Origin of the sequence: Pseudomonas sp. BF-R-01 (genome assembly GCF_019946615.1) — a bacterium.
In the GTDB taxonomy this organism is placed as follows: Bacteria; Pseudomonadota; Gammaproteobacteria; order Pseudomonadales; family Pseudomonadaceae; genus Aquipseudomonas; species Aquipseudomonas migulae.
In genome coordinates, this window is the sequence record NZ_JAGYFX010000017.1 from 47,832 (window position 1) to 71,619 (window position 23,788).

At 55.9% G+C, this 23,788-nt stretch carries 16 protein-coding genes and 1 other RNA gene; 8 read left to right on the plus strand and 9 right to left on the minus strand.

What is annotated here, in order from left to right; translation table 11 throughout:
- Window positions 1–18 precede the first annotated feature (18 nt).
- The 8 genes from KGB27_RS09460 to KGB27_RS09495 all read left to right on the plus strand — a co-directional run bounded on the left by KGB27_RS09460 (window position 19) and on the right by KGB27_RS09495 (window position 6,770).
- Window positions 19–291: a hypothetical protein gene (locus tag KGB27_RS09460; RefSeq protein ID WP_008036547.1), complete on the plus strand. Its 273-nt coding sequence runs from the start codon at window positions 19–21 to the stop codon at window positions 289–291.
- Window positions 292–623: 332 nt separating this feature from the next.
- Window positions 624–878, plus strand: coding sequence for a hypothetical protein (locus tag KGB27_RS09465; RefSeq protein WP_008036550.1), 255 nt, complete (start codon window positions 624–626; stop codon window positions 876–878).
- 113 nt (window positions 879–991) lie between these two features.
- Window positions 992–1,385: a transfer-messenger RNA gene (gene ssrA, locus KGB27_RS09470) on the plus strand.
- A gap of 188 nt (window positions 1,386–1,573) precedes the next feature.
- Window positions 1,574–2,830 (plus strand): integrase domain-containing protein, encoded by a 1,257-nt coding sequence (locus KGB27_RS09475; protein WP_223554121.1) that lies wholly within the window; start codon window positions 1,574–1,576, stop codon window positions 2,828–2,830.
- A 966-nt stretch (window positions 2,831–3,796) separates the two neighbouring features.
- Window positions 3,797–5,197, plus strand: coding sequence for a YfjI family protein (locus KGB27_RS09480; protein WP_223554123.1), 1,401 nt, complete (start codon window positions 3,797–3,799; stop codon window positions 5,195–5,197).
- The gene (locus KGB27_RS09485; RefSeq protein ID WP_223554126.1) at window positions 5,181–5,540 is read left to right on the plus strand and encodes a hypothetical protein; all 360 of its coding nucleotides are present in this window, start codon (window positions 5,181–5,183) and stop codon (window positions 5,538–5,540) included. Before KGB27_RS09480 ends, KGB27_RS09485 begins: the two co-directional genes overlap by 17 nt.
- Window positions 5,518–6,498 carry an integrase domain-containing protein gene (locus KGB27_RS09490; RefSeq protein WP_223554151.1) on the plus strand — a complete coding sequence of 327 codons (981 nt, stop codon included), beginning with the start codon at window positions 5,518–5,520 and terminating at the stop codon, window positions 6,496–6,498. Before KGB27_RS09485 ends, KGB27_RS09490 begins: the two co-directional genes overlap by 23 nt.
- Window positions 6,495–6,770 carry a hypothetical protein gene (locus KGB27_RS09495; protein WP_223554128.1) on the plus strand — a complete coding sequence of 92 codons (276 nt, stop codon included), beginning with the start codon at window positions 6,495–6,497 and terminating at the stop codon, window positions 6,768–6,770. The genes KGB27_RS09490 and KGB27_RS09495 overlap by 4 nt, the downstream gene beginning before the upstream one ends.
- Window positions 6,771–6,828: 58 nt before the next feature.
- On the opposite strand, the gene KGB27_RS09500 is transcribed toward KGB27_RS09495, so the two are convergent.
- From KGB27_RS09500 to zorB1, 9 genes are all read right to left on the minus strand, one after another.
- Window positions 6,829–7,545, minus strand: a complete 717-nt coding sequence (locus KGB27_RS09500; protein ID WP_223554130.1) for a M48 family metallopeptidase — start codon at window positions 7,543–7,545, stop codon at window positions 6,829–6,831.
- Window positions 7,545–10,697 carry a type I restriction endonuclease subunit R gene (locus tag KGB27_RS09505; protein ID WP_223554132.1) on the minus strand — a complete coding sequence of 1,051 codons (3,153 nt, stop codon included), beginning with the start codon at window positions 10,695–10,697 and terminating at the stop codon, window positions 7,545–7,547. Before KGB27_RS09505 ends, KGB27_RS09500 begins: the two co-directional genes overlap by 1 nt.
- A gap of 18 nt (window positions 10,698–10,715) precedes the next feature.
- Window positions 10,716–12,689 (minus strand): DUF262 domain-containing protein, encoded by a 1,974-nt coding sequence (locus KGB27_RS09510; RefSeq protein WP_223554134.1) that lies wholly within the window; start codon window positions 12,687–12,689, stop codon window positions 10,716–10,718.
- On the minus strand, window positions 12,682–14,091 hold the full coding sequence (locus KGB27_RS09515) for a DUF262 domain-containing protein (RefSeq protein ID WP_223554136.1): 1,410 nt from the start codon (window positions 14,089–14,091) through the stop codon (window positions 12,682–12,684). The genes KGB27_RS09510 and KGB27_RS09515 overlap by 8 nt, the downstream gene beginning before the upstream one ends.
- Window positions 14,088–15,242: a restriction endonuclease subunit S gene (locus KGB27_RS09520; RefSeq protein ID WP_223554138.1), complete on the minus strand. Its 1,155-nt coding sequence runs from the start codon at window positions 15,240–15,242 to the stop codon at window positions 14,088–14,090. The genes KGB27_RS09515 and KGB27_RS09520 overlap by 4 nt, the downstream gene beginning before the upstream one ends.
- A complete protein-coding gene (locus tag KGB27_RS09525; RefSeq protein WP_223554139.1) occupies window positions 15,233–17,716 on the minus strand; it encodes a type I restriction-modification system subunit M in 2,484 nt (827 codons plus the stop codon). Before KGB27_RS09525 ends, KGB27_RS09520 begins: the two co-directional genes overlap by 10 nt.
- Window positions 17,717–18,161: 445 nt before the next feature.
- Window positions 18,162–21,410: a type I Zorya anti-phage system protein ZorD gene (gene zorD / locus KGB27_RS09530; RefSeq protein WP_223554140.1), complete on the minus strand. Its 3,249-nt coding sequence runs from the start codon at window positions 21,408–21,410 to the stop codon at window positions 18,162–18,164.
- The gene (zorC, locus tag KGB27_RS09535) at window positions 21,410–23,038 is read right to left on the minus strand and encodes a type I Zorya anti-phage system protein ZorC (protein WP_223554141.1); all 1,629 of its coding nucleotides are present in this window, start codon (window positions 23,036–23,038) and stop codon (window positions 21,410–21,412) included. Before zorC ends, zorD begins: the two co-directional genes overlap by 1 nt.
- Complete coding sequence (gene zorB1 / locus KGB27_RS09540; RefSeq protein ID WP_223554142.1) at window positions 23,035–23,778, minus strand: type I Zorya anti-phage system protein ZorB1; 744 nt, start codon at window positions 23,776–23,778, stop codon at window positions 23,035–23,037. Before zorB1 ends, zorC begins: the two co-directional genes overlap by 4 nt.
- Between the last annotated feature and the right edge of the window lie 10 nt (window positions 23,779–23,788).

Here is a 23,788-nt window from a genome sequence, read left to right on the forward strand (position 1 = left end):
CAGTTCAAGGAGATACTCATGAAACGTTCTGTACTGTTAGGTCTGTTCGTTACTGTCTCGCTGATGGCGTCCCCCTCGTTTGCCGCTGAAGACCTCTGTGCGGTCAACATTAAAACCATCGAAAATGCCAGGGCACAGACTCCTCCAGAAATGTCTGATCAGGTAATGGACAGCGTCAAGCAAGCCAAAGCCGATCAGGCAAAAGGCACCAAGGAAGGGACTGACGATTGCATCGCCGAGACAGAACAAACGATCAAGCAAATCAAGGACGCGAACAAAGGCGGGAAGTAACCCGGCACAATGCCAACCTTCGGGTGGGCTTTACTGGCGTTCAACTCGCAGGCTTGTTGCTCATCAAGATTCACAGAGCAACAGGCCAGGGAGCGCTCAGGATGGCTCCACCCAACGCGAAATAAACCAAAACCCGCCAAATGCGGGTTTTGTTGCTTCTGGGGTTTGGGCATGCATGGACCTTTTTTCCATAGCCTTTGGGTGAAAAGCGAATTCTTGCGCAGCGTCGTAGTCTTTTAGTTAGGGCCGATCAATCGTGGCTTGTTTTTCGACCTCGGCCGAGCCCCCCGCCCCTATGGCAGCACCAAGACTACCCGTACAAGGAAATACCCATGAAACGTACCGCGATCGCTGGTTTGCTCATGTCTGCCGCACTGTTGGCTTCTCCCGTATTTGCAGCGGACAACGACCTGTGTACGAGCAAGCTGCAACAGCTCAAAGCCAAAGTGAATGCACTGCCGGCGAGCCCTGACAACACCACAATGGAGATCAAAAGACTGCTGGCCAGCGCCGAAGCTTCAAAAGCTGCCGGGGACGACAAAAAATGCGTCACCGAGGCCACCCAGGCATTGTCGCTGGCAAACTGAGCAAAGATCCCGACCCATGATCACTCGCGCCAAGCATCGGGTGGCCTTCTGAGCCACGTTGGCGTACACTGCGCAGGCTTGCTGCTCATTTTGATTCACAGAGCAACAGGCACGGGGCCGTTTAGGATTCGACGCCGGTCGCGAAACTTTAGGTGCATGCCGAGTTGGTAACAGAACTCGTAAATCCACTGTTGCAACTTCTTATAGTTGCCAATGACGAAACCTACGGGGAATACGCTCTCGCTGCGTAAGCAGCCTTAGCCCTTCCCTTCTGGTACCTTCGGGTCCAGCAATCATCAGGGGATGTCTGTAAACCCAAAGTGATTGTCATATAGAACAGAATCGCCGTGCAGTACGTTGTGGACGAAGCGGCTAAAACTTACACAACTCGCCCAAAGCACCCTGCCCGTCGGGTCGCTGAGGGTTAACTTAATAGACACGGCTACGCATGTAGTACCGACAGCGGAGTACTGGCGGACGGGGGTTCAAATCCCCCCGGCTCCACCAAATGATCAAACAAAGACGTCCACGGACGTCTTTTTTTGTGCCTGTAATCCAGTGAAATCAAGGGTTTGTAGCTCTTTTGAGGGCCACAATGGTTTTTTGGGTTCCAGCCATCCCGGTATTCCCGGTGGTATTCCAGCCTACCTGCGACTAATCTTGGGAATACCAAAAGGTGTCATGGAGCTCCTCCCATGTGCGCTCAAACAGCTCGCCTCTCCGACCGCCAGCTCAAGGCGGTCAAGCCCAAAGACAAGGACTACGTCCTCACGGATGGCGACGGCCTCCAGCTCCGAGTCCGGGTCAACCGCTCGATGCAGTGGAATTTCAACTACAGGCATCCGGTCACCAAGAATCGAATCAACATGGCGCTCGGCTCCTATCCCGAGGTCTCTCTGGCGCAAGCTCGGCGGAAAGCGGTTGAGGCTAGGGAAGTACTTGCGCAGGGGATCGATCCCAAAGCTCAGCGCAATGATCTCGCGCAGGCCAAGCTAGCCGAGACGGAACATACGTTCGAGAAAGTAGCTAGCGCCTGGTTCGAGCTGAAAAAGGACTCGGTCACGCCGGCCTATGCCGAGGACATCTGGCGCTCACTCACGCTGCACGTTTTTCCGAGCATGAAATCGACTCCGATCTCGGAAGTCAGCGCACCGATGGTGATAAAGATTTTTCGGCCCATCGAAGCCAAAGGCAGCTTGGAAACCGTGAAGCGGCTTAGCCAGCGCCTCAACGAGATCATGACCTACGGGGTCAATTCGGGAATGATTTTCGCGAACCCGCTAAGCGGGATTCGGGCGGTATTCAAGAAACCGAAGAAAGAAAACATGGCGGCGCTACCACCCGAGGAGCTTCCTGAACTAATGCTGGAAATAGCGAACGCCAGTATCAAGCGCACTACCCGCTGTCTAATCGAATGGCAGTTGCACACCATGACTCGCCCAGCCGAGGCGGCGACTACTCGTTGGGCAGACATCGATTTTGAAAGGCGTGTCTGGACCATCCCGCCGGAGCGGATGAAGAAGCGCCGCCCGCACAGCATCCCGTTGAGCGATCAAGCCATGTCATTGCTGGAGATACTGAAGTCCCACAGTGGTCATCGGGAATACGTCTTCCCGGCAGACCGAAACCCTCGTACTCATGCCAATAGCCAGACCGCCAACATGGCGTTGAAACGCATGGGTTTCCAGGACCGCTTGGTCAGCCACGGCATGCGCTCGATGGCCAGCACCATATTGAATGAACATGGGTGGGACCCGGAACTCATCGAAGTGGCGTTGGCGCACGTCGACAAGGATGAGGTGCGCAGTGCCTACAACCGAGCCGACTACATCGAGCGACGGCGGCCGATGATGGCTTGGTGGAGCGATTACATTCTGAAGGCGTCGACCGGCAATCTCTCGGCCAGCGCGATGAATGTGGCTAGGGATCGGAACGTAGTACCCATCCGATAGGACGGCGACAACGGCGACACTGGCGACAGACCGCGTGCCATCTACATCCTTGTCGTATGAGCGGATGGCGACAGTCGCCAATTCGCCTCGATTATAGCTTCTCCGGCTAAGCCCGTGAGCATGGGGAGGCTTCGCATCCCCATGCTCACGGGCTAACACTAGAAAAGCGACAAACGGCCACTTTGCCACTGACAGCCACCGACCTCCAAAGCACGCCAGAGGAGGAATCTGGCGCATTTCCATGTGCCCCTTACCAATTGACCCGTGCCGCGGTGACCGGTAGAACGAAGGTTCAAAGCGCTGCCTTAGGCAGCAACCCAGATGACCAGAGCCTTCAAGGTCATGCCGCTAACCCGGTGGTTCATCCCAAAGTGCGATTCGCGCCCGGAGGCTCGCACGGTCATTCGCCAGAATGATGGACGCCCTCTAAACAATCCGCCTAGTGCGGCTGCCCGCTAACCCTTTAGCCCTGCAGCAACGAACCTGCTCGGCCAACGTTTTGCGCCAACCGTTCGCCCGTCTCTTTTTCCAGAAAAGAGACGGGCGCTCCTACCACTGCTGCAGCCCTCATCGCACATGGCTTTGCGGCAATTCCCCTCGTGACAATCGGCGTGACAAACGCCGCTATCACCAGCAACAGCGCTGCAGATGATGGTGCCGCAGACCAAGGAATGGACTGCACCTGGCTGACAGTCAGGCATGCCCCGGTCATCGCATCACTGCCTTCACCTGACTCAGGATCTCGCGGTGCCGGTCTCGTCAGCCAGTGCAGCCTCCACCCGCCCACTTCTACGGAAGTGTTCAGGAGGCCAGATCATGAGATGCCCAAGCTCCCGGCCGTAAGGAGCCGTCAGTCCCGCGTTAGTGGACAAACCTCACAGGTCGCAGGGGCCTTGATCCCTGATAACACTCAACAACCGTGGCGGGATGAGTGAGGACAAAGTTGATCATCTCAGGAGAATAGCGATGCAACTGTGCGAAGCGTTCGAGCCCCCACAACCCTTGCTGGAATACCAGCAAGCGCCACTGCCCTACCCGGTCGAAGCACTCGGGGATCTGTTGGGCCCCGCGGTCGAACGCTTGGCCGAGGTGATCGGCGTGCCCCGCGCCATGGCTGCACAATCGGTGCTGGCAAGCGCTGCTCTGGTAAGCCAGGGTCATGCCAATATCCAACTCGACGGCCGAACTTATCCGCTGTCCCTTTACCTGCTGACGGTGGCGTCTTCGGGTGATCGCAAAAGCGCGGTGGATCATCTGGCACTGAAGACGGCACGCGACTGGGAACGACAGCAGTGGACCATGTATGCGGAAAAGCTCAAAGCATATCGCGCCGCTACCAGCACCATGGCCAAACCAAAAACCTCAAAGAAACATGCGGATCCGGAAGGCAGCGAACTATCTGAGCCAGTCCCGCCGAGGCTGATCATTGCCGAACCCACCATTGAGGCCCTGATCAAAAGCCTGTGCCATGGTTTGCCCAGCATGGGCTTGTTCAATGATGAAGGTGGCCAGTTCTTGGGTGGCAGCACCATGAGCAAAGAGAATCTGCTCAAGGCGATTACCACCTTGTCTAGTCTGTGGGATGGCAGTCCGATCGACCGGGCTCGCTCCATGGCCGGGGAAAGCCTGCGAGCCTATGATCGCCGCCTCAGCCTGCATTTGATGCTACAGCCTTATTTGGCCAACCAGCTACTCAAAGACCCGGCGATCAATGGCCAAGGCATCTTGGGCCGCTGCCTAATCAGCTGGCCCGAACGCCTGGTCGGTCGGCGTTTGTACAAGGCAGTCGACTTGACACGAGATGCCAAGGTCCAGCGCTACCAAATGCGCATCACCGCCCTGCTGGATAAGCCATTGTCGCTACACAAAGACGGTTCACTTCACCTCGCTAGGCTGGAACTGACGCCCAGCGCTCGCACTGCCTGGATTGATATTCACGACACCATCGAATGCCAGTCCGGCGAATTCGGTGAGCTGGCGGGCGTCCAATCCGTCGCAGGAAAAGCGGCGGCCAATGTGCTGCGCATCGCCGGTGTACTCGCGGTAATTGAAGATGCGAGCGTAGTGAGTGAGGCCCATATTCAACGCGCCTCAACGCTGATGGATTACTACCTGGCGGAGATCCAACGCCTGACCGAACAAGAGCCAATCAACACTTTACGTGAGGAAGCGGATCGACTGCTGCGCTGGTTGACGCAAAAAGGTTGGACCCAATTCACTATCCGCGATCTCAATCGCAACGGCCCTCGTTTTGCACGCAAGAGCAGCCATCACACCGCAACACTGCTCGTCGAGCTGATCACGCATAACTGGCTGAACAGTCGCGATGCCAAAACTTTCGAGGTCCGCCATGTTTCGCCTCAATGACGCGGTGCGCTGCTACCAGGCGCAACATCACTCGCAATCAGAAACACGGAGTGTCGCCGCTTCTGTCGCCACCTTGTCGCCACGCGCCAGGCCAGGAATGACGCGGGTTGTCGCCACTGTCGCCGCTGTCGCCACACCACCTATTGCCCCCGCCGACATCGCCCTGCTGATCGAGCAACTGCGTGAGGAAGGGGCACTGCTGGAACGCCAGGAGAACGCCCTCCTGATCCGCCCGACACACTGGCAGCAGGTGGACAGGCTCAGCCCCCACTGGAAAGCCCTGCTGCTCTTTCTGCAAACAAACGGAAACGGTGATGACGATGGCACTGGTCGGTCGGCGTGATGGTCGCAACTTTGGCTATGGCCGCCAGATGAGCTACGCCGGCCCACAAGCGCTCAGGGATCTGTTTGCCGGTGGCCACTTCGCAACAGTCAGAGCGCATAGCGATCGCTGGCAAGCGTTTGTGCGTTGGTGTCGGTCAGATGACGGCCCCGGTTACAACGATGCGCGCCGGATCGATCACCGGACGCTGCAAGACTACGCTGCGTATCTGCGCCAGCAGATCCAGCAAGGCGAACTCTGCATCGCCACCGCGCAGAACCGTCTGAGCAGTGTCAACCGCACCCTCGCCGCGCTGCGCGGTGATCAGGACGTGAGGATCGCCAGTCCGAGTCAAGCGTTAGGCCAGCAGCGCTCGAGCGTACGCACCCGCGCGCCGGATGGCCAAGACCATCAACAGGTGCGGCGAGTACTCGAGGCGCTTGGCGAACGGAAACATGAGCGGGTGGCCGCGATTATCCTATTGGCCCGAGTAACCGGCATGCGCCTGCGCGAAGCGATTTTGGCTGACCTGCCACGCTTGTACCGCGAAGCCGAACACTTAGGCCGCATCAATATCCAAGACGGCACCAAAGGCGGCCGCTCAGGCGCTTCCGCACCGCGATGGATCGTGTCCAATGAAGAGGTGAAAGCGGCGCTGCAGTTTGCTCGTCATGCCTCGCCGACCGGCAGCCGCAACTTGCTGGCCCGAGACGAGAGCTACGCCGTATTCCTGCAACAGACCGTGCTCCCTGCCCGCGAAACGCTGCATGAACACGGACTGAAGGGTTTTCATGAACTGCGAGCGGCCTACGCTTGCGAGCGTTACGAGCAGCTCACGGGCCATGCCGCCCCGGTCAATCGTGGCCACTGCTATCGCATTGACCGCGATCTTGATCGACTGGCGCGCCAACAGATCAGCCTTGAGCTTGGGCATAACCGGATCGATGTGGTTTCGGCCTACATTGGAGGTCGAACGTGACCAAGCCCTTCGATATGGCGCTGTTCCTGAGCGGCGTACTGACTGGCTCGAAGGCCACCCAGCAACGACACCTACGGCAAGCCCGAATCATGCAAGCTGCCATTCAACAGCGATGGCAGCGAGATAATCCTTGGACCTGGCAGCTCAAGCATTTGCGCTGGTTTCTCACTCAGCACCTGAAACACAATACCGACGCCACCCGGTATTACTACCGACTCACAGCGATATTGCTTTGGAAGCGATTAGGGAGAGCCCGAGAGCTGCTGATGTGATACTCGACGAGTCCAAGCCTAGCCCACCAGTCGCACTTACAATCGGGCTAGTACAGCCTCACTCTTTCCAAACCTCAGCAGCCAGCGGCAACTCATTCAGCTCGGCGCGAGCCTCGCGCCAGGTTGGGAAATGCTCCCCGAGGATGGAGATAAAGCGCTCATTGTGGGTGGGCTCAAGCAGGTGAACCATCTCGTGGACGATCACGTACTCAAGCAGGTCTTTCGGCTTCTTCACCAACTCGGTGTTCAGTCGAATGTTCCCTGCTTGATGGTTACAGCTACCCCATTTTGTTTTCATTCGCTGCAGGTAATAACCAGCCACCTTAACCTTCAGCTTGCGCTCCCACTTCCTGATCAACACTGGCACCACGGCGTGCAGTTGCAGCTTCTGCCATTCATGTATAACTTCGGCGCGCTTATGCGCATCGCTGCCAGGGCGAACAGTTAAGGTGATGCGTTTGTGGTCGAGCACCACCGATGGCTTGGCGTCCCGGTGGTTAACCACCATCAGGTAACGTCGCCCCCAAACATAGTGGCTTTCTCTTTCCACAAACTGACGTGGTGCCTCACGTGCCTGCGTTTCCAGTTTGCTCTGCTGCTCGCGAATCCAGCCCAGCCTGGAAATAGCATATGCCCGAGCAACCTCAAGCCGTGTGTTTGTTGGGGCGACTAACGTTACCCGCCCCTCCGGCGGGTGGACGCTCAGGTGGACATTCTTGATGTCTTTCCTGGTCACTGAAATTGAAATATCGCCCAGCTCAATAATCTCGTTCATCAATAGCCCGGTTGGTTCTTGATAATTTCGAATATTGCCGAAGTCGCTACACGGTCACGTCCCATCAGAGGGAACAGCGCATTAAGAACCTGCGCTTCCCGTGCAGGGTCTCCTCGCCAGGATGCCGGTGCCGAACCGCGCATGGCTAAATCAAGATCCAGAGCCAGTTTCACTTTTGCCCCTTCGTCTTTCGGGCACTGGAAGGTGGTCGTTGCAATGCTGTCGAGGTTGTTGAACAGTACAGTGGCTTCCCGGTGGCCGTTAAGTGCAGCTGGAGAGCTTCCTGGTCCCTTCTGTGCCAGCTGCTTGACCAGCGCCTCAGCCTTGCGCAAAAACTCCTCGTAAGCGGCAGCATCTTCACGACTCTGTTTGATCAGATCCTCAAGCAACTGCGACATACCCTCGTAGAACTTCGGATCCGTCAATTGCTCACGAATAATGGTCTTGCGCACGTTGTTGATAATGCCTTCGGCAATCGCACCCTTGGAAAGCGTGCCCTTGGCGTTGAGCTTTTTGGCGATGGCATCGTGAACGCCAGTCTGAACGATCAGCTCAACCAGCGAGAAATTATCGACCGTGCTCATCGGGTCGGCAGGGTCTGCCTGAATATAGGTATTGAGCAGATGCCGCATGTCCGATTCGAATGGCTTGATATCCAACTCTTCGCCGGAATGTTTCTTTATCGCCTCACGCAGGTCAGCATAGAACTGCACTTCAGTCTGCAGCCTGCCGGCTTCAGTAGCCGTGTAACCGGCTTCGGTCAGGTTCTGCGCCAAGTCGGCAAACGCCCGCACAAATGAAGCCACCATCTTATAGAAGGACACCCGCAGTGCTTCGGTCTCATCCAGCGCATTGGCGTTAGCGGCGGCACCACAGAAGTAGTGGATAAACTGTTCAACCTCACGCGGCGGAACCACGGGGGCGCACAAATAACTCAATGCCTCACGGGCAGCGTCCAGCTGCTTCTTGCCCTCGACCAGCCAATTCTTCAGCTCAACGTTGTTGCTGCCCCCGCTGCCTGCGTCGACATCCAGCTCGTCAGAGGTGTACACCGAAATGGCGTCTTGCACGTCGCCGAACAGCTCTTTGAAGTCGACGATATAGCCAAAGTCCTTGTCATCACCGTCGAGCCGGTTGGTGCGGCAAATAGCCTGGAACAGGTTATGGTCCCGCAGCTCGTTATCCAGGTAGATGTAGGAGCAACTGGGCGCATCGAAGCCAGTCAGCAGTTTGCTGACCACGATGAGTAGCTTCAGGTTGGCCGGTTCTTCAATGAAGCGACGTTTGGTCTCTTCTTCATAAGCAGTGGTGGTCTGGCCCGGCTTCAGCACGTACTGCGTGTAGGTATCGAACTTGTAACGCTCATCGCTTTGTGCCGGCTCGCGGGAGATCGAGTTGTGGTTCGGCTCGTAGGACGTGATGATGCCGCAGTAAGGGCCGAACGAGGTGGTCTCAAACAAACGGAAGTAATGACAGGCATCGTAGATGCTGGCTGCCACCAGAATGGCGGTACCCCGGTCGTTGTTCAGCCGTGGCTTCAGGCTGAAGTCCTCAATGATACTGGCGATGATGCGCTGCTTGCGCTCACCGGCGCTCATAAGCGCTTCCATAGTCGCCCAGCGCTTGCGCAAGATCGACTTCTGGTAGTTGTTCAATGTTTTGGTTTTCTGCTCGAACCAGGCATCGATGGCCTTTTGCGAGGTCAACCGCTGCGGTACGTCGCGCGCTTCGTACTTGAGGTCCAGCACCACCTTATCCGCCACGGCTTCGTGGAATTTGTAGGTGTGGATGTAGGTGCCGAACACATCGCGCGTAGTCTGTTTGTCCTTGCGCAGCAGCGGTGTACCGGTAAAGCCAATAAACAGGGCATTGGCCAGCCACTGCTTCATTTGCTTGTTCATGTCACCGCCTTGGGTGCGGTGGCATTCATCCACGAATACATAGAAGCGCCCATGCATAGGCGGCGACGGCACGCTCAGATCTGGCTCAAACTTGTGCAACAGCGCACAGAGCAGGCGCGGCGAGGTAGCGGAAAGCTTCTGCACAAGATCGGCACGAGAGGTAATACGTGGCGAGGGCGAATCCTTGCCGATTACCCCGGCATTGCGCATGACCCCGGATATTTGCTTGTCCAGCTCATCGCGATCCGTGATGACCAGAATGCGCGCATCAGGATCATGCTCAAGCAACCACTTGGCGATCAGCACCATCAGAATGCTCTTGCCACTGCCCTGGGTATGCCAGATAACCCCACCCTCTTGCCGCCGAACCCGCTCCTGCGCGGCCTTCACTGCGGCGTATTGATGCGGGCGCGGCACTTTCTTGATGCCCGCATCGAAGATGATGAAGTTGCGGATCAGGTCGAGCAGACGCGACTTCTCGCACATCTGCGCCAGGGGGCCATCCAGCAAATAACCGGACTGCGCCGCGTCTGCACCAGGTATCACGTCATAGCGGGCAGGCATCTCGCGCTGAGTGTTCAGCTCGTCTGACTCTGGTTTTGCCGCCGAAGCCTTCCACTCGACAAAAAACTCGGCGCGAGTAGTCGCCGTGCCGTATCGCAAGCCCTGAGAGTCACTGCCAGCGAAGACCAACTGCACCGTACTGAAGAAACCTTTGTTGAAGATTTCCTCCTGGTTGGTGATCAATTGGTTAATGCCATCGGCCACTTCCACCGAACTGCGCTTGAGCTCAATCACGCCAATGGCGATACCGTTCAGGTAAATCACCAGATCAGGGCGGCGCTCATGGCCACCGCGCAAGGTCACTTCCTCAGCAATGGCGAAGTCATTGCCCTCAGGATGCTCCCAATCAACCAAATGCACCGTTTCGTGGGCCTGCCCAACGGCGACCTGTACCGGCACGCCGTAACGCAGCAACTGGTAGGTCCGCAAGTTGGCCTGATACAGGGTGATACCAGTGGCATCAACTGCGGCCATCAACTTTTGCAACGCCGCCGATATCTGCGCATCGGAGTAGCCCCGCTGCTTCAGGTTCGCCTGCAGCAGCTCGACTTCAATGTTGCGGTTTTGCCCACGCTTGCTCCACTCGCCCAGGTAGTCGTAGCCGAGACAATCAGGCTGCGTCTTGTCTGTAAACAAGGCCAGAACACGATTCTGGGTGCGGCGTTCGGAGCGAGGTTGTTGAGTCATAAGGTGCATCCTGCAGGTTTACTCGGTTTCGTGTTGGCTGGCGAGACTGTTGAGCAACACGTGATTCATTTGCTTGAAATGCTCGCGTATGGCGATGTCATCCCAAGGCTTAGTCTCCATCATCAAGTACTGTTTAACGCTATCGATGGAGTTTTTCAGATAAAACTCGCTCTTCGCCGAAGGCATGAAATTGCTCAGGCGAGAGTTCTTGCTGTGGCTGATCAGGCATAGATTACCGAACGAGTTGAGCGTGTCAGTGTCGAGCTGAACTTGTCCGTCCAATGGATGCTGCGGGTAATAATGCTCCACCGAACTACGGAAGGTGAATTCGTAGGATTTAACCCGCTCGCTTGCCCCGTGCTCAAGCCAAAGCAGATAGTCCAGGAAGTTGAACACCAGGTTGTTTTCGATATTGCCGAACCTCAACCGCGACTCAAACGCCGCTGCTGCAATGCTTTCGCGGCGTGCCTGACAGACACCCTGGTTCGTATAGATCATCGCAAAGTATTCCAAACCTTTCTCTGCAGCCAGAAAGCGGTCAAAGACAAATGCCTTGGCTACCGACTCCATGTGCTGCAGATAGGCCTGAGCCTCAACTTGCCTGGCCTGAAACAGGTAATGCAGCGCCGCATTCAGCCAATGCTTGTAAACCAGCGTAGGCGTGGAAACATGAAACGCCGACAGCAGCATCAGGATGCGACGGTTGATGCCTTCGCTGCCTTCTTCTTCGCCGAAGGTGTTCACATAACTACCGCGACCCGCTCCGCCAGCCTTGCCCCCGTCATTCCATTTGAAGCGTTTAAGGCTCCAGCCATCCGCGCCTTTGATGAACTCGCGTTTGATCACATACTGGTCAAACAGATACTTGCAGCGCAGCAGGCTAAAGGTAAAACGCTTCACTGCCGCAACAGGGTCCGGCTCCTTGAGCACATGGGTTTCAAAGGTATCGAGCAGGCGTTTGTCATCCAGAGGGATGTCCGCTTGCGTAGCGACACGCAGTACATGCAACAGGAAGTTCGGAAAGTTGATCACCGTGTTGAAGCGATCTGGTGCCTCATCACTTGTCTCTTTCAGCTCGTCTCCAACCGGTGCCTTGGCAATGATTTGATCAAGGGTTAACGCACAGCCTTCCCTGGTGGTCGTTTTTTGCGTACGGTGCAGCGCAACCCGAAGTGCATCAAAGTCTGCAAGCTCAAAAGTCCCCCAATCCTTTTCACCAAAGAGGCTGCTGCGCTGATCGGGCGTGAAGCCCATTTGCACATAGCGCTCCATGTTGGCGCAGGCTTCCCAAACAGCATGCAGGCAGTTCTGACTCTGCTCGCAGTCTTGCAGTTGCTCCATCATCCGCGCCTTGAGCACCTCGTGCTTTTCAAGCTGCTCACCGCGATTATTCATGATCTCGAAGTAATGGTTCAGGTCCGTATCCGCCGGCACTTTCACCCGCATGATTTGCACATAGCGAAACAGGTAGTCGGCAAACTGCTGAGGCGAAACGTCCTTTTCCTTCAGCTTTTGCGGCAAGACTTTCTGGATAAGCCGATAGCCATTGAGGATGCCGGTATTGATCTGCTTTTCAGCCAACACCTCGACAGGGTCGTCGTTAAATTTCCCTTCGAAGATGGCCGCAAACGTCGCGCGCGAATGCTCGCGGCTATCGAAGTGGATACTCAGGTTCGAATACCAGGCAAGATCGACCAACCGGGTATTTTTCAGATACGACGTCAGCAGCGAGAGAGTCGTCAGACGCTGTTGGCCGTCAATGGTTTCAAACACCGGTGTTTTGCTGTCCGGGCGCTTATACACCACCAGCGTGCCAATGTAGTAATTGCGCGCTTCACCGCCATCCTTCGGCAAGTAGTCGATCACATCCTGAATCAGCTGCGTGATCTCCCCTTCCTCCCAGGCGTAATTACGCTGATACATCGGGATCACGTACTCAACATTACCGCTGAGCAGCGCCTTGATGGAAAGCTGGCTGATTTCGCTACTCATAATATTTCATCGTCTTGAACAGGGCCTCGATCTCATCAGTCCTGGTTGAATTGATGCCGCTAAATACCCGCAGGCTGCAGTTAATAAAGTCAGCAGGGCGAGTGGCTTCCTTGATCAGCCTGAACAGGTTGTTCTTGAGCACGTAGTTATCCATGCTGGCCAGCTGCACCACCTGCATCTGCAGGCGCAGGCTGTAGGCCCAGATGAAAATCTTCTCGATGGCCCGGGAGATGTCCGCGTGGCCGAACTTGTCGATGTAATAGATCAGCAGGCAATCGAACATCGCACGCACGTAACAATCACCGGTGCGGGTTCTTGCCGGGTAGCTATTGAGGGTTTTCATGATTTCTTGTGCAAAACCATCCAACCCAGCCGTACCGACCAGTTCATGCCCATACCAGGACTCGGCGCAGATCCGCGCTACCTTGTCCTGATAGTGGCTGATCAGCTCAAAAAAGCGCCGACCATTGATGATGATCTGATCCAGATGGAAGGGAAAACCAAGCTCGCGCGAATCGATCTTGCGCTCGTACTGCCCGTTGTAGTGATCGACAAAATGGTGGGCGATGCGCAACTGCTCCACATAGGGGTAGCTGGCCACCGTGTCGATGTTCACGCCCTTGAACAAGTCGCCGTCATCCTTGCTGAAGTAACGCGCCGAAACCCCTTTCGACCAATTGCGGATGCGGTACAGGTACTGCGAGAACAGTGTAGCCAGCTCCTCGGTGTCACTGTTTTCCCAATGCGCCACTGTCGCCGCCTTCAATGGCTCGTCACGCGGGCTGAACTCACGCAAATGGTAAGCCTTGAGCAGATCATGGGGCTCCAGATCCCGGCCCCGCGCATTCTGCGAGTCGAAGAACTGGAAGGCTTCCGATACGTCGTTAAGCGCCACGGCAACGACCTGACACTTGTTCAGGAAGAAATCGATGTGCGCCTCGGTGAAGTCCGCACGGGAAACGATGCGGGCCACCTCAAGGTAATTGCTGTGGATGTTCATCTGCGAAATTTCGCTGGTAAAGCTGGGGTTGACCATCGCGCGCTCAAGCTTGAGCAGACGCTCTTGCAGGTCATTGCGTTTGAGCTTCTCTTCTTTGTTCCGCTGGATCAGCGCACGGGCCGCCAGCAGCAGACTGATAGTGCGCTGCTGGCCATCGACGATGTTCTTGGTCCCAGCTTCGTGGTGAAACACGATGGTGCCCAAGCGGTAGGCGGACTTGTCCTTGTGGATGGCGATATCGGAGAACAGTTGGTTGATGTTCTTGCCGGTCCACTTGTAGGGGCGCTGGTATTGTGGGATATCCAGTGCAGAGTCCATGAGCAGTTCGTAAACGCTGATGATCTTGCTGGACAGTTCAGTAGCCTGCAGCGGTTGAGGCGCTTCCATGCTCAGGTTGGTCATAGCAGTCGGGTTCTTCCGGTTAGCAGTTCTTGCATCATGCCTTGCTTGAGGGTGCGGGTTTTGGTTAGGCGCTGCTCCAGCGTAGCCAGTTCGGCGTCGATATCGGACAGCACGGCGGCGATGGCGGTTTGTTCAAGACAGGGGGGTATTGCAACCTCGAATGAATGCACGTCATTTCGGTTCAGCGTTGGAACCCCTGATCCAGTAGCGAACCGTTCGAAGTTAATTTCCGTGTAAAGGTAGAACACATAGCGAGGATCGTTGCCCCTGAAAGAAGTAACCCAAAGTGCGGTGTTGTGCGGCCAGAAAGGACCATCAACAAACGTCACGTTCCCAATGGTGCCGGAACGCCCTGTAACCACTCCAGGCCCCTGCACTTGGGCTTGAGCGTGGTGGTTCATCACCCCATTGGAATACACAACAGGATAAGGTCCAGGCCGGAGGCTCGGATTGGGTAAGTCAAAGCCACGTTGCAATGGTGCAATGTCGCCAATCCGCTTCATCTCCCACTTGCCATGGAAACCGGGGAGGCGGGTTTGGCCGGTGAGGAGTTGTTGCATCGCGGCCTGTTTGAGGTCGCGCTTCTTGGCGATAAGCCGCTCCAACGCACCCAGTAACGCATCCACATCCCCTAACGCCGTCGCGATGGCATGTTGTTCGGGGAGTGGGGGAACTGAGATTTTGACATCCGAGATCGGACCGAGATTGATTTTCTTCGGTATGGCCGATTGCAGGGAATGAAGCTCAATCTCCTTCTTAAAAACCGCCGAATTTGAGTATTGCGCGACGAATGCAGCAGAGGCTCCATGGACTTTCAGTAGTGCAAGGCTGACATAGAAGCTCGCTCTTACGTCCCAGTCAATGAGCTTGCAGTCTCCAATTGAGCCGATCCGGGTCATGAGAATATCCCCCTTCTCGATCTTGAATGAACGAGTAAGGAAGCGATGCTCCTTCTCCGAAATAAACTTGGTGTTCGCGAAGTCTCCACTCGTAACGTGTTCGACGCTGAAAAAAGGCACGCCGCTGGCCACATATTTTGGGGTTTGATGCGTTCCATCTCTGACCGTCGCTAGATCACCGAGACGTTTCACGTCCCAATCCACCGGGATAACCCCAATCTCCGTCTGCTTGTAGCCGGGCTTCACTGCCATACCGCCCCCATCTTTTTCAGATGCTCTTCCACGCGACTGGCAAGGGTGGCAACTTCATAAGCAAGCTGTGGCAACGGGGTGGCGTAGCGCTCACTCAGCTCACGAATACGCCCGGTCAGAGTCTGGGAAACGCGTTCCAGTTCGCCCTGTACGGCGATGGCCAGTGTAGACAGCCACTTATCGTCGACCACCAGGGTCTTGATCTCGCCCTCGATAAGCTGCGGGTATTTAGCGTGGATCTTGTTGTCCAAATTTTCCTCAGCCTTTTTGAGTGAGGCTTTAAGGGTGCTTTGCTGATCAATCAAGGCGTCGAATTCAGCCAATACCCTGAACTCTTCCTCATAATCCGGATCTTGCCCAATCTCGCGTTGACGTGCCTTGATCGTTTTGGCGGTGACCTTCTGCTTGTCACCCTCGCCTTCGATCACTTCGCTAAGCGAGCCATCCTCACCGCTATGTTCTTCAAGCATTTCGCCCATGCTCTGCTCAACGCTGGCCAGTTGGGCCTCGAGATCTTCAATGGCACTGCGCTCGGCCTTGAAGTAACGGGCAATCAGAATCTCGACCGGAATCAGGTCAGACTTGAAGCGACGTTTGCCTTGGCAATAGTCATGCTTCTCGGTCCAGGCCAGCTTGTTGTTCTTGTCCATTACCCTGACGATTTCACGCACTTTGGCACCGGACATCCAGCCGTCGGCGCTGATCAGGTAGCAGTCGTCCTGCATGGTCTGAGTCCAGTAGTCCATGAGGTGCTGGTAGATGTCGTAATAGTCGAGCAAAGGCGCTTTGGCGAAGGCGCTGAGCAGGTCTTCAGACAATGTAGCGATCAACGTCTTGGGGTGGCTGCTGGCTTCATCGGCAGCGAAGCCTTTCAGTTGTGGAGTACTTCTTTCCAGCCACTGGTTGAACAGCGTATCCACATCGGACTTGAAGTCGTTGAACTGTGGGTGAGCGAAGATGACCGACTTCACCTCGCGACTAATCAGTTCGAAGTAACCGGGGTGGCTGGCCCGCTTGAACAGGGCCGCGCGCAGGGCAGGCATGACCTGCCAGTAGCTATCGAACGCATCGATATCACGCTCGGGAATGCCACCGCGCAAATGGCCTTCGATATCCTGAATGTCCTCAGGCTCGGTACTGTCGATATAGCGTGGCAGGTTGAGGTTGAAGTCGTTCTTCGGATCGCTGATTTCGTCGAAGGAGACCATGCGTGCGTAACGCGGCACATCTGCCATTCGGGTAAAGACATCGACGATCTTGTGTACGTCCTGATCGCGCAGGCTGTTCTTCGGGCCGTCCTTGATAAAGCCCTTGGCGGCATCGATCATGAAAATGCCTTTGCGTGCGCTGGCGTTCTCCTTGTCCAGCACCAGAATGCAGGCGGGAATGCCGGTGCCGTAAAACAGGTTGGCCGGCAGACCGATAATGGCCTTGAGGTAGCCAGAGCGCACCAGCTGCTCACGGATCACGGCCTCGGCATTGCCGCGAAACAGCACGCCGTGGGGCAGAATGCAGGCACCTTTACCGGTACTTTTCAGCGAACGGATGATGTGTAGTAGAAAGGCGTAATCGCCCTGTTTGGCCGGCGGCTCACCCCAGACAAAGCGCTGATAGGGATCGTTGGCTGGCGTCAGGCCGACACTCCAGGTCTTGACCGAGAACGGCGGGTTGGCCACCACATAGTCATAGGTGCGCAGCTGTTCGCCCTCCTTGAACTTCGGCGAGGACAACGTGTTGCCCTGCAGAATGTTGGCGGTCGGGAAGTCATGCAGAATCATGTTCATGCGGGCGAGACCGGCGGTGGTCACGTCCATCTCCTGCCCTTCCAGGGTGATGTGCCTGCCGGCCTGGTCGGCCACTTTCAGCAACAGAGAGCCTGAGCCGCAGGTAGGGTCATAAACAGTCGTAGCAGCCACGGCATTCGCCGGGCTGATGCCAATAACCTTAGCGATAATGCGGCTGACCTCGGACGGGGTGTAGAACTGCCCCTTACTCTTGCCACTTTCGGTGGCGAAGTGGCGCATAAGGTATTCGTAGGCGTCACCGAGGATGTCGTCGTTGTCAGCACGGTTCTGCGAGAAATCGAGCTCGGGTTTCTGGAAGATGGCCACCAGATTGGTAAGTTTTTCCACCATATCCTTCCCCTCACCGAGTTTATTCGGATCGTTGAAGTCAGGGAAATCACTGCGAGCAAGCCGGGAGTTGGCATCGATTAGCGGTTGGATGATCTGTGTGTTGATCTTGTTGCCAATGTCGGCATTGCCCTTGAGAGCAATCATGTCTTTGAAGCTGGCGCCCGGCGGGATGTTGACCGGTGGCGCGAAGTCATCCGAATTGCCGTACTTGTCGGAGATGTACTTGATGAACAGCATGAACAGGACGTAGTCCTTGTACTGGCTGGCATCCATCCCACCGCGCAGCTCGTCACACGAGGCCCAGAGGGAAGAGTAAAGATCGGATTTCTTGATAGCCATTGGCAATCCTAGCTGGGTAAGGAGTAAGTGCGCAGGCGATGCCCGTTGCGCGCTCGGGAAATACCCGTAGCGTCAGCGCAAAACAGAGGGGCAACAGACATTTATAGCGAAGCGGTAGTCTTACCTGCGGTTAACTAGCGAACCTTATCGACTTCGGTTTCATCGGGCCAGCATATCGACCCTATTTTTGGTCCCTGTCCAATATCACCAGTGAACTACCCATGGTGTCGTAGACGGTGGGGGGGTCGCATTGGACTCCGCGAACAGTAAGCCGCTGCGCTTTCGGTGCCAACACTGGACGTGCGCACAGGTAAATAATCCACGCAGAAGTTACTGGCGCTACTGCGCCAGCTCGCTGGATCTAACGTTTTTGCAAACTCAGGGACGAACGACCTGTGCCAATAATTGACAGATCGCTGAGCATTGATGTTTTCCAAATCGGCCCTCACCGCGCTTCCAGCAACGCCTCAAAATCCGAAGCCTGGATGTCCGAAGCCCCACTCAACATATCCCGCGCCAACGCTCGTCGCTTACTTAGCAGCTCATCCAGCGTCGCCTCGAACGTCGGCATCGCCGCATCCCGCACCGTTGGGTAGTACACATACACATCCTTCTGCTGCCCAATCCGATAGGCCCGATCCGTCGCTTGATCTTCCTTGGCCGGGTTCCAGCAACGGGTGAAGTGAATGACGTGGTTGGCAGCCTGCACATTCACTCCAAAACCGACGGCGATGGTCGACAGGATGATGACGGCAAAGCCCGGTAGTTCCTGGAATTGGTCAATCAGCTTCTGCCGGCTATTGGCGCTCTGGCTGCTGGTACTGGTATCGCCATTGATGACGGTCGCCCGAAAGCCGAAATGCTCCTGGATCGAGTGCTGCAACTCCCGCTGGATATCGCGCAACTCGGTAAAGACGATGACCTTGTCACCGGTTCCAGCTCTTTTGATCGACTCAAGCGTATGCATCAACCACTGCAGCTTGGGCGAGTTGTCACGCAATCGCTTGTCGGGTTGGACGCTATACGGGTGGGCGCAAATGAGCTTGAGCTTGTGCAGCAACCCGAGCATGCCGGAGGTCTTTTGATCGAGCTGTTCTTCGATCTGCTGCTTCTGGCTGTATGCGGATATTTCGGACAGGTACAGATTGCGCTGCAAGGCGTGCATGCTCAGTGAACGGCATGCCGTGTCTTCGATTTTGGCAGGCAGGTCTTTGGCAATGTCCTGTTTGGTGCGCCGCAAAGTCTGCGGATCGATAAGCCCACGCAGGCGCTCCAGGGCAACCGTATCGCGCTCCAATGTGGCTTCGATGGGGCGCTGATACTCACGACCGAACTGGTTCAAACCGCCCAGAAAACCTGGCTGAATGAAGTCGAAAAGGCACCAGAGATCGATCAGGGTGTTCTCGACAGGCGTACCGGTGCACGCCACTCGAAACCGTGCGGGAATGGCTTTGATTGCTTGCGAGACCAATGCCGCAGGGTTCTTCAGCTTCTGAGCCTCGTCGCACACGACGATCGACCATTGCTGGCGCGCCAGGGAAAACTCCTGATCGCGCAGTGTCTCGTAAGTCGTCAGGACGATTCGGGCGCCGCCCATCCAACCTGGGCGCAGCAAATTCTTAATGCCTTTTGCTTTCAAGTCAGCAGGAATTTCTTCTTTCTTGAACTTCACCGCACTCAAGGCTGAGCCATACAGCTTCAGAACTGGCAACGCGTCTGCGAAGAAGAACCGGTGAAGCTCTCGTTCCCAGTTATCGAGCAACGAGACTGGGGCGACGATCAGTGTTGGCTGGTCCTCTGGGTACTGTTCCAGATACCAGACCAGAAAGGTGAGCAGCTGGATCGTTTTTCCCAGCCCCATGTCATCTGCGAGCAGGCAACCCGACACGTCGGAGGGGGACAAGCGGAACAAATGCTGCAACCACGCGACACCTTGAAGCTGGTGCTCACGCAAGACGACCTCAGGTTTGAGCAGGTTGGGCAACTCTGGCGTTGCATCCAAAGCGGCGCGTAAGGCTGCCTGACGAATCTGAACGTAGGTCGGTTCGTCAATGTTATGGCCGATTTGCAGTACAGCGCGGCCAACCTTTTCCTGCTGCTGGACCAGGCCAGTCTCGACAGGGGCGATCTTCCTGGACCAGGCATCAAACAGTTGCTCGGCGGCGGCAATCGAGAGCGGTGTTTCGGATTCCGGCAAACAGACCGTCTCATCACCGGCGGCGCGGGCTTCGTCCAGTCGCTGCTCAAACGCTTCAAATTGAGCGCGGTCGGAAGGATCCCAACGCCCAAGGATTTCTGCGTCAATGCCCAGCGCCGCCACATCCTTGGGCAACCAGTTCTCGGTCGCCTCTTTGACGAGGAAAGGCGAAGTAATTTTTTCCGCCTCCCCGATGCCAGTCACACGGTCGCCGTAAAGAGACAGGTCCAGGACCGAGTCGAACTCAATGCCGGCCGCTTCACTTTGCCAACGCTTAAGCAGCTCGCTGATACCGGCCAACTGGCGCAAATCAAAATCGCTGAGTTCCAGCTCATAGCCCTGCCAGAAGCCCGCTGGCATTCCAGCGGCCAATTTCAGTTGCAATTCATGCACGAGCGGCGCGAGTTCATGGGCCGCTTTGAACTCAACTTCGATGGGCGTTTGCGGGGTTGGCGAGATTGGTTCGAGTGTCAGGTTTACCTGCTCGATGCGCTGTCCCGCATCATCCAGTTTGGGTTCCAGATGAAAACGGTGAAAGAAAATTCCGGCCTCGGCGAGATCGTCTTCATAGGTCTCGGCATCCAGCACGTGCGCGGCACTGTCGCCGAGTGCGCTGTAAGGGTTGCGGACGAAAGAAAGGGCATCGTCGCCAGCGACCCGACGCCCGGGCAACGAGCGCACATAGTCCAATACGGATTTGACTTCAGGCTCAATCAGGACGTGGGTCAGCGATCCATCATCACCGGTCACTCGGTATCGATCCTGAACCTGATTGGCACCGTCGAAACTCTCAAGCCAGTTTGCCGGCTGGCCTTCGAAGCTGGGTTGCAGTTCGATAACCGGAGTGTCACCTACCGTCGATTTTCGCGGGTTGAGTCGCAGGCTTTCGGGTTTGATTACGACGGTCTTATCCAGAAAACCATCCATGCCGGCACCCGCCTTGCGCGCCAGTTTTCTGATGCTGGCCCAGCCGATTTGGTTGGTTACTTCACCTGGTTCATTTTGCTGCGCCAGATAAAGCTGTCGTACCGCTCCGGTCAGTTTCCAGCACGCCTCAGGCAGAATTTCCGTTGTTCCGTGATGCTGGACGATGGCCCCCGTACGCTGCACTTGCACATTGGCATTGGACTGCGGATCACGCCATCCACTGACTGCGACTTTAAAATCGTTGGAGGCAAGACTGCCTTGGCTGCTCAATTGAGGGATAAGGGCGGTCTGTGGCGGCAACCCCAGTAGCGGCAGACTTGTTAAATGTTCTTGCTCATCAAGAAGCCGATAGAGCTCATCCCACGTCAGCAGCCAGCGATCGCTGAGTTGGGAGACGAACTCCTCTTCTTCCAACTGATCCAGATAGCTTGCCAGCGGCCAGGATTCAGCGTTTTCCGCCAAGCTAAGGGGGTAACAAATGCCCTGCTCTTCAATGGAAAAAGCAGGGTCAGTATTTTCTACCGCCGGATTCGGTTGCAGGCCAATGCCTTTGAGGAAACGCTTGAGCATTATTGTCTCCAGAACCGGAGTGACTGGTGATTGACGGGCTTGAAGCCCAGGCGCTGGAGCGCTGCAACGGCAGCCAGGTCGTTGTTATCAAGCTGGACCTGAAACGCACCGCCGCGCGCGCGTTGGTCATGTACTTTGTGTTTGACCGACTTCAGGGCGTCACGGACTTGCTCTTCCAATGCCATGGGTTTGGATGACCCTGACGTGCCGGTATGACTCTGCACACGAATACCCCATTTCTCGAGGGCATCATCAAATTTGCTGAGCCAGCCCTCTATGCGATTCGGGCGGCTAGGTGCAGGTGAGTGCCGCATTCGATCCAGCGCACGGCTAGGCTGCTTCAGTTCGCTAGCCAATTCGAGTAGTGGCTTATCTGGATTGAAAGGCGACTTGTCTGCTTGATACACATAGCAAGCATTACCGGTTCCGGAGAACTCCACGAAAAAATAGTTCCCGATCTGCATGATGACTGCGTTGTTATGACCGGGACCGCCTACCAGTCGGCTAAGGCGCCCTTTGTTCTTCTCACGGAAATGAACGAAGTCCCGCCCACTGTCATGCCAGGCATCCGAGCCCATGACAATCCGGGTGTAACTCATCTGGTTAGCAAAACGCAGCCAATAATGCAGACGTGATTGATCGACCTCTGCTTCCCCTTTGAGCAAGTTGAAGAAGTGTTCAAGGTCTTCCTTCGCAAACCACGCCACGACCATCGCACAGACGTCTTTTTCAACATACTGCAGCCAGCTGTTTTGCCTGGAACGAATTTGAGGGCTGCCCCAATTGTCGAGCGCGACCTGCTTGAGCAGCGACGACGGCTTTTCTCGATAAGCGGCCAAGTGATAACGCGACAGGCACGCGCTCAGAACGTCGTTCATGTAGCGCGGATGCTGTCGACCGATGTCGACAAGGTCGGCTAAGCGCTGAGAAAACTCGGCGTCATCCAACATGAAAATACGAGAAATCAGTACGCTGAAGATCCTGCGCCACAGCCAACTGTTGTCTGGGATCTGCGCAATCGTCTGCAGTGCAGAAAGGTCGCTGATCTCCCCCTTGAACATCTGGTCACCCAGCCTCGCACCCGCCTGTTCGGAAAAAAGCTCCTGATGCTGCTGGACGATTTGCACCCATTCCTTTTCGCGTTTTTGCTGGCCTCTGACGCATTCGAAGCCAAGTTGAACGTCATCGCGCAACAGGCACCAATTGGCGTTCTGGTCAGGCGTTACGGCCTCGTACCCAAAGTAGCTAAAGCACAGCGCCAACCAATCCCGGCGGCTCAGCCTTCGTTTTTCGATACGGTCATGGATTTCTTTGTGCACTCGAGCATAAAGCTGGTCGTCGTCCAGGATCGGCCCGACTCGCTCACTCTTGTCCGAGAGGCCGGCGAAAACCAAGCGCCATTCTGAGGCGTTGAGTGGGATTACATTGCGAAATTTGCTGATCGCAGCACGGCGCTTTTCCTGAGGTGGCGGCAAAGCCCTTTCAGCGCGCTCGAATCGTTCGTAAAGATCCCTTCCCGCAGCCCCCAGACGGGGGAATCGCGCCAACGGTTCAGGCGCCGGCCCCGTTCGATGCGTGGAAAGACTCAGGTTAATAGCGGCGGAAAGCCTCGCGATTGGGCTGGTCATCGGTTCATCGCCAACTGACACTTTTCCATATCAGTGTTATTGAACACCGGCACCTCTGGCTTGAGGTTTTCTTCCTTCTCCTTCAAGCCAAAGAACTGCATGCGCAACTCCACTCGGCGGCTTTCTTCCTTGGTGTCCTTTGCATTGTTGAACGACACACCACCCGCCAGGAACATCGATCTGATTTGCTGCTGATGCTCCGGCGACAATCCGACCTGGAGCGGACTGCGGCTATCCAGCAAGCTGCACATCACCCACTCCGAACGCTGCAATGAAAGGTGCAGGTTATAAAGATAGGAACCATCGGTGTCTGTCGATCCCTCGATGACAACCTGTTTGAACCATTTACGGCCTTCTTCACTGTTAGCCGCGTCCAGAATCATCGGCACAACTTCCTGAAGTGCCGACTGGCCATCGTTGCTCAGCGCATACTGGTTATGCCCAAAGCGGCCAGCATCGCCGAAGCTGATCCGGTTGTCCTTGCAGTCCACGACGATGGTCTTGCTGGCAGTCTTCGCCTTAAGGCTCAGGTGCTCGCAGATCTGACTGATGTCCTTGTTACGCTGCTTCTCCCCCTGCTCCGCCTGGTTAATACGCTGCGTCACAGAACTCAAAGCCGCCACCATGACCACGAGAAACAGAATCATCATCGCCGTCATCAAATCAGCGAAGGAGATCCAGAAAGGCTTCTCTCCCTCGTCTTTTGAACGGGCAGCCGACGGCATTTGCTTACCAAACATCGACTAGCCT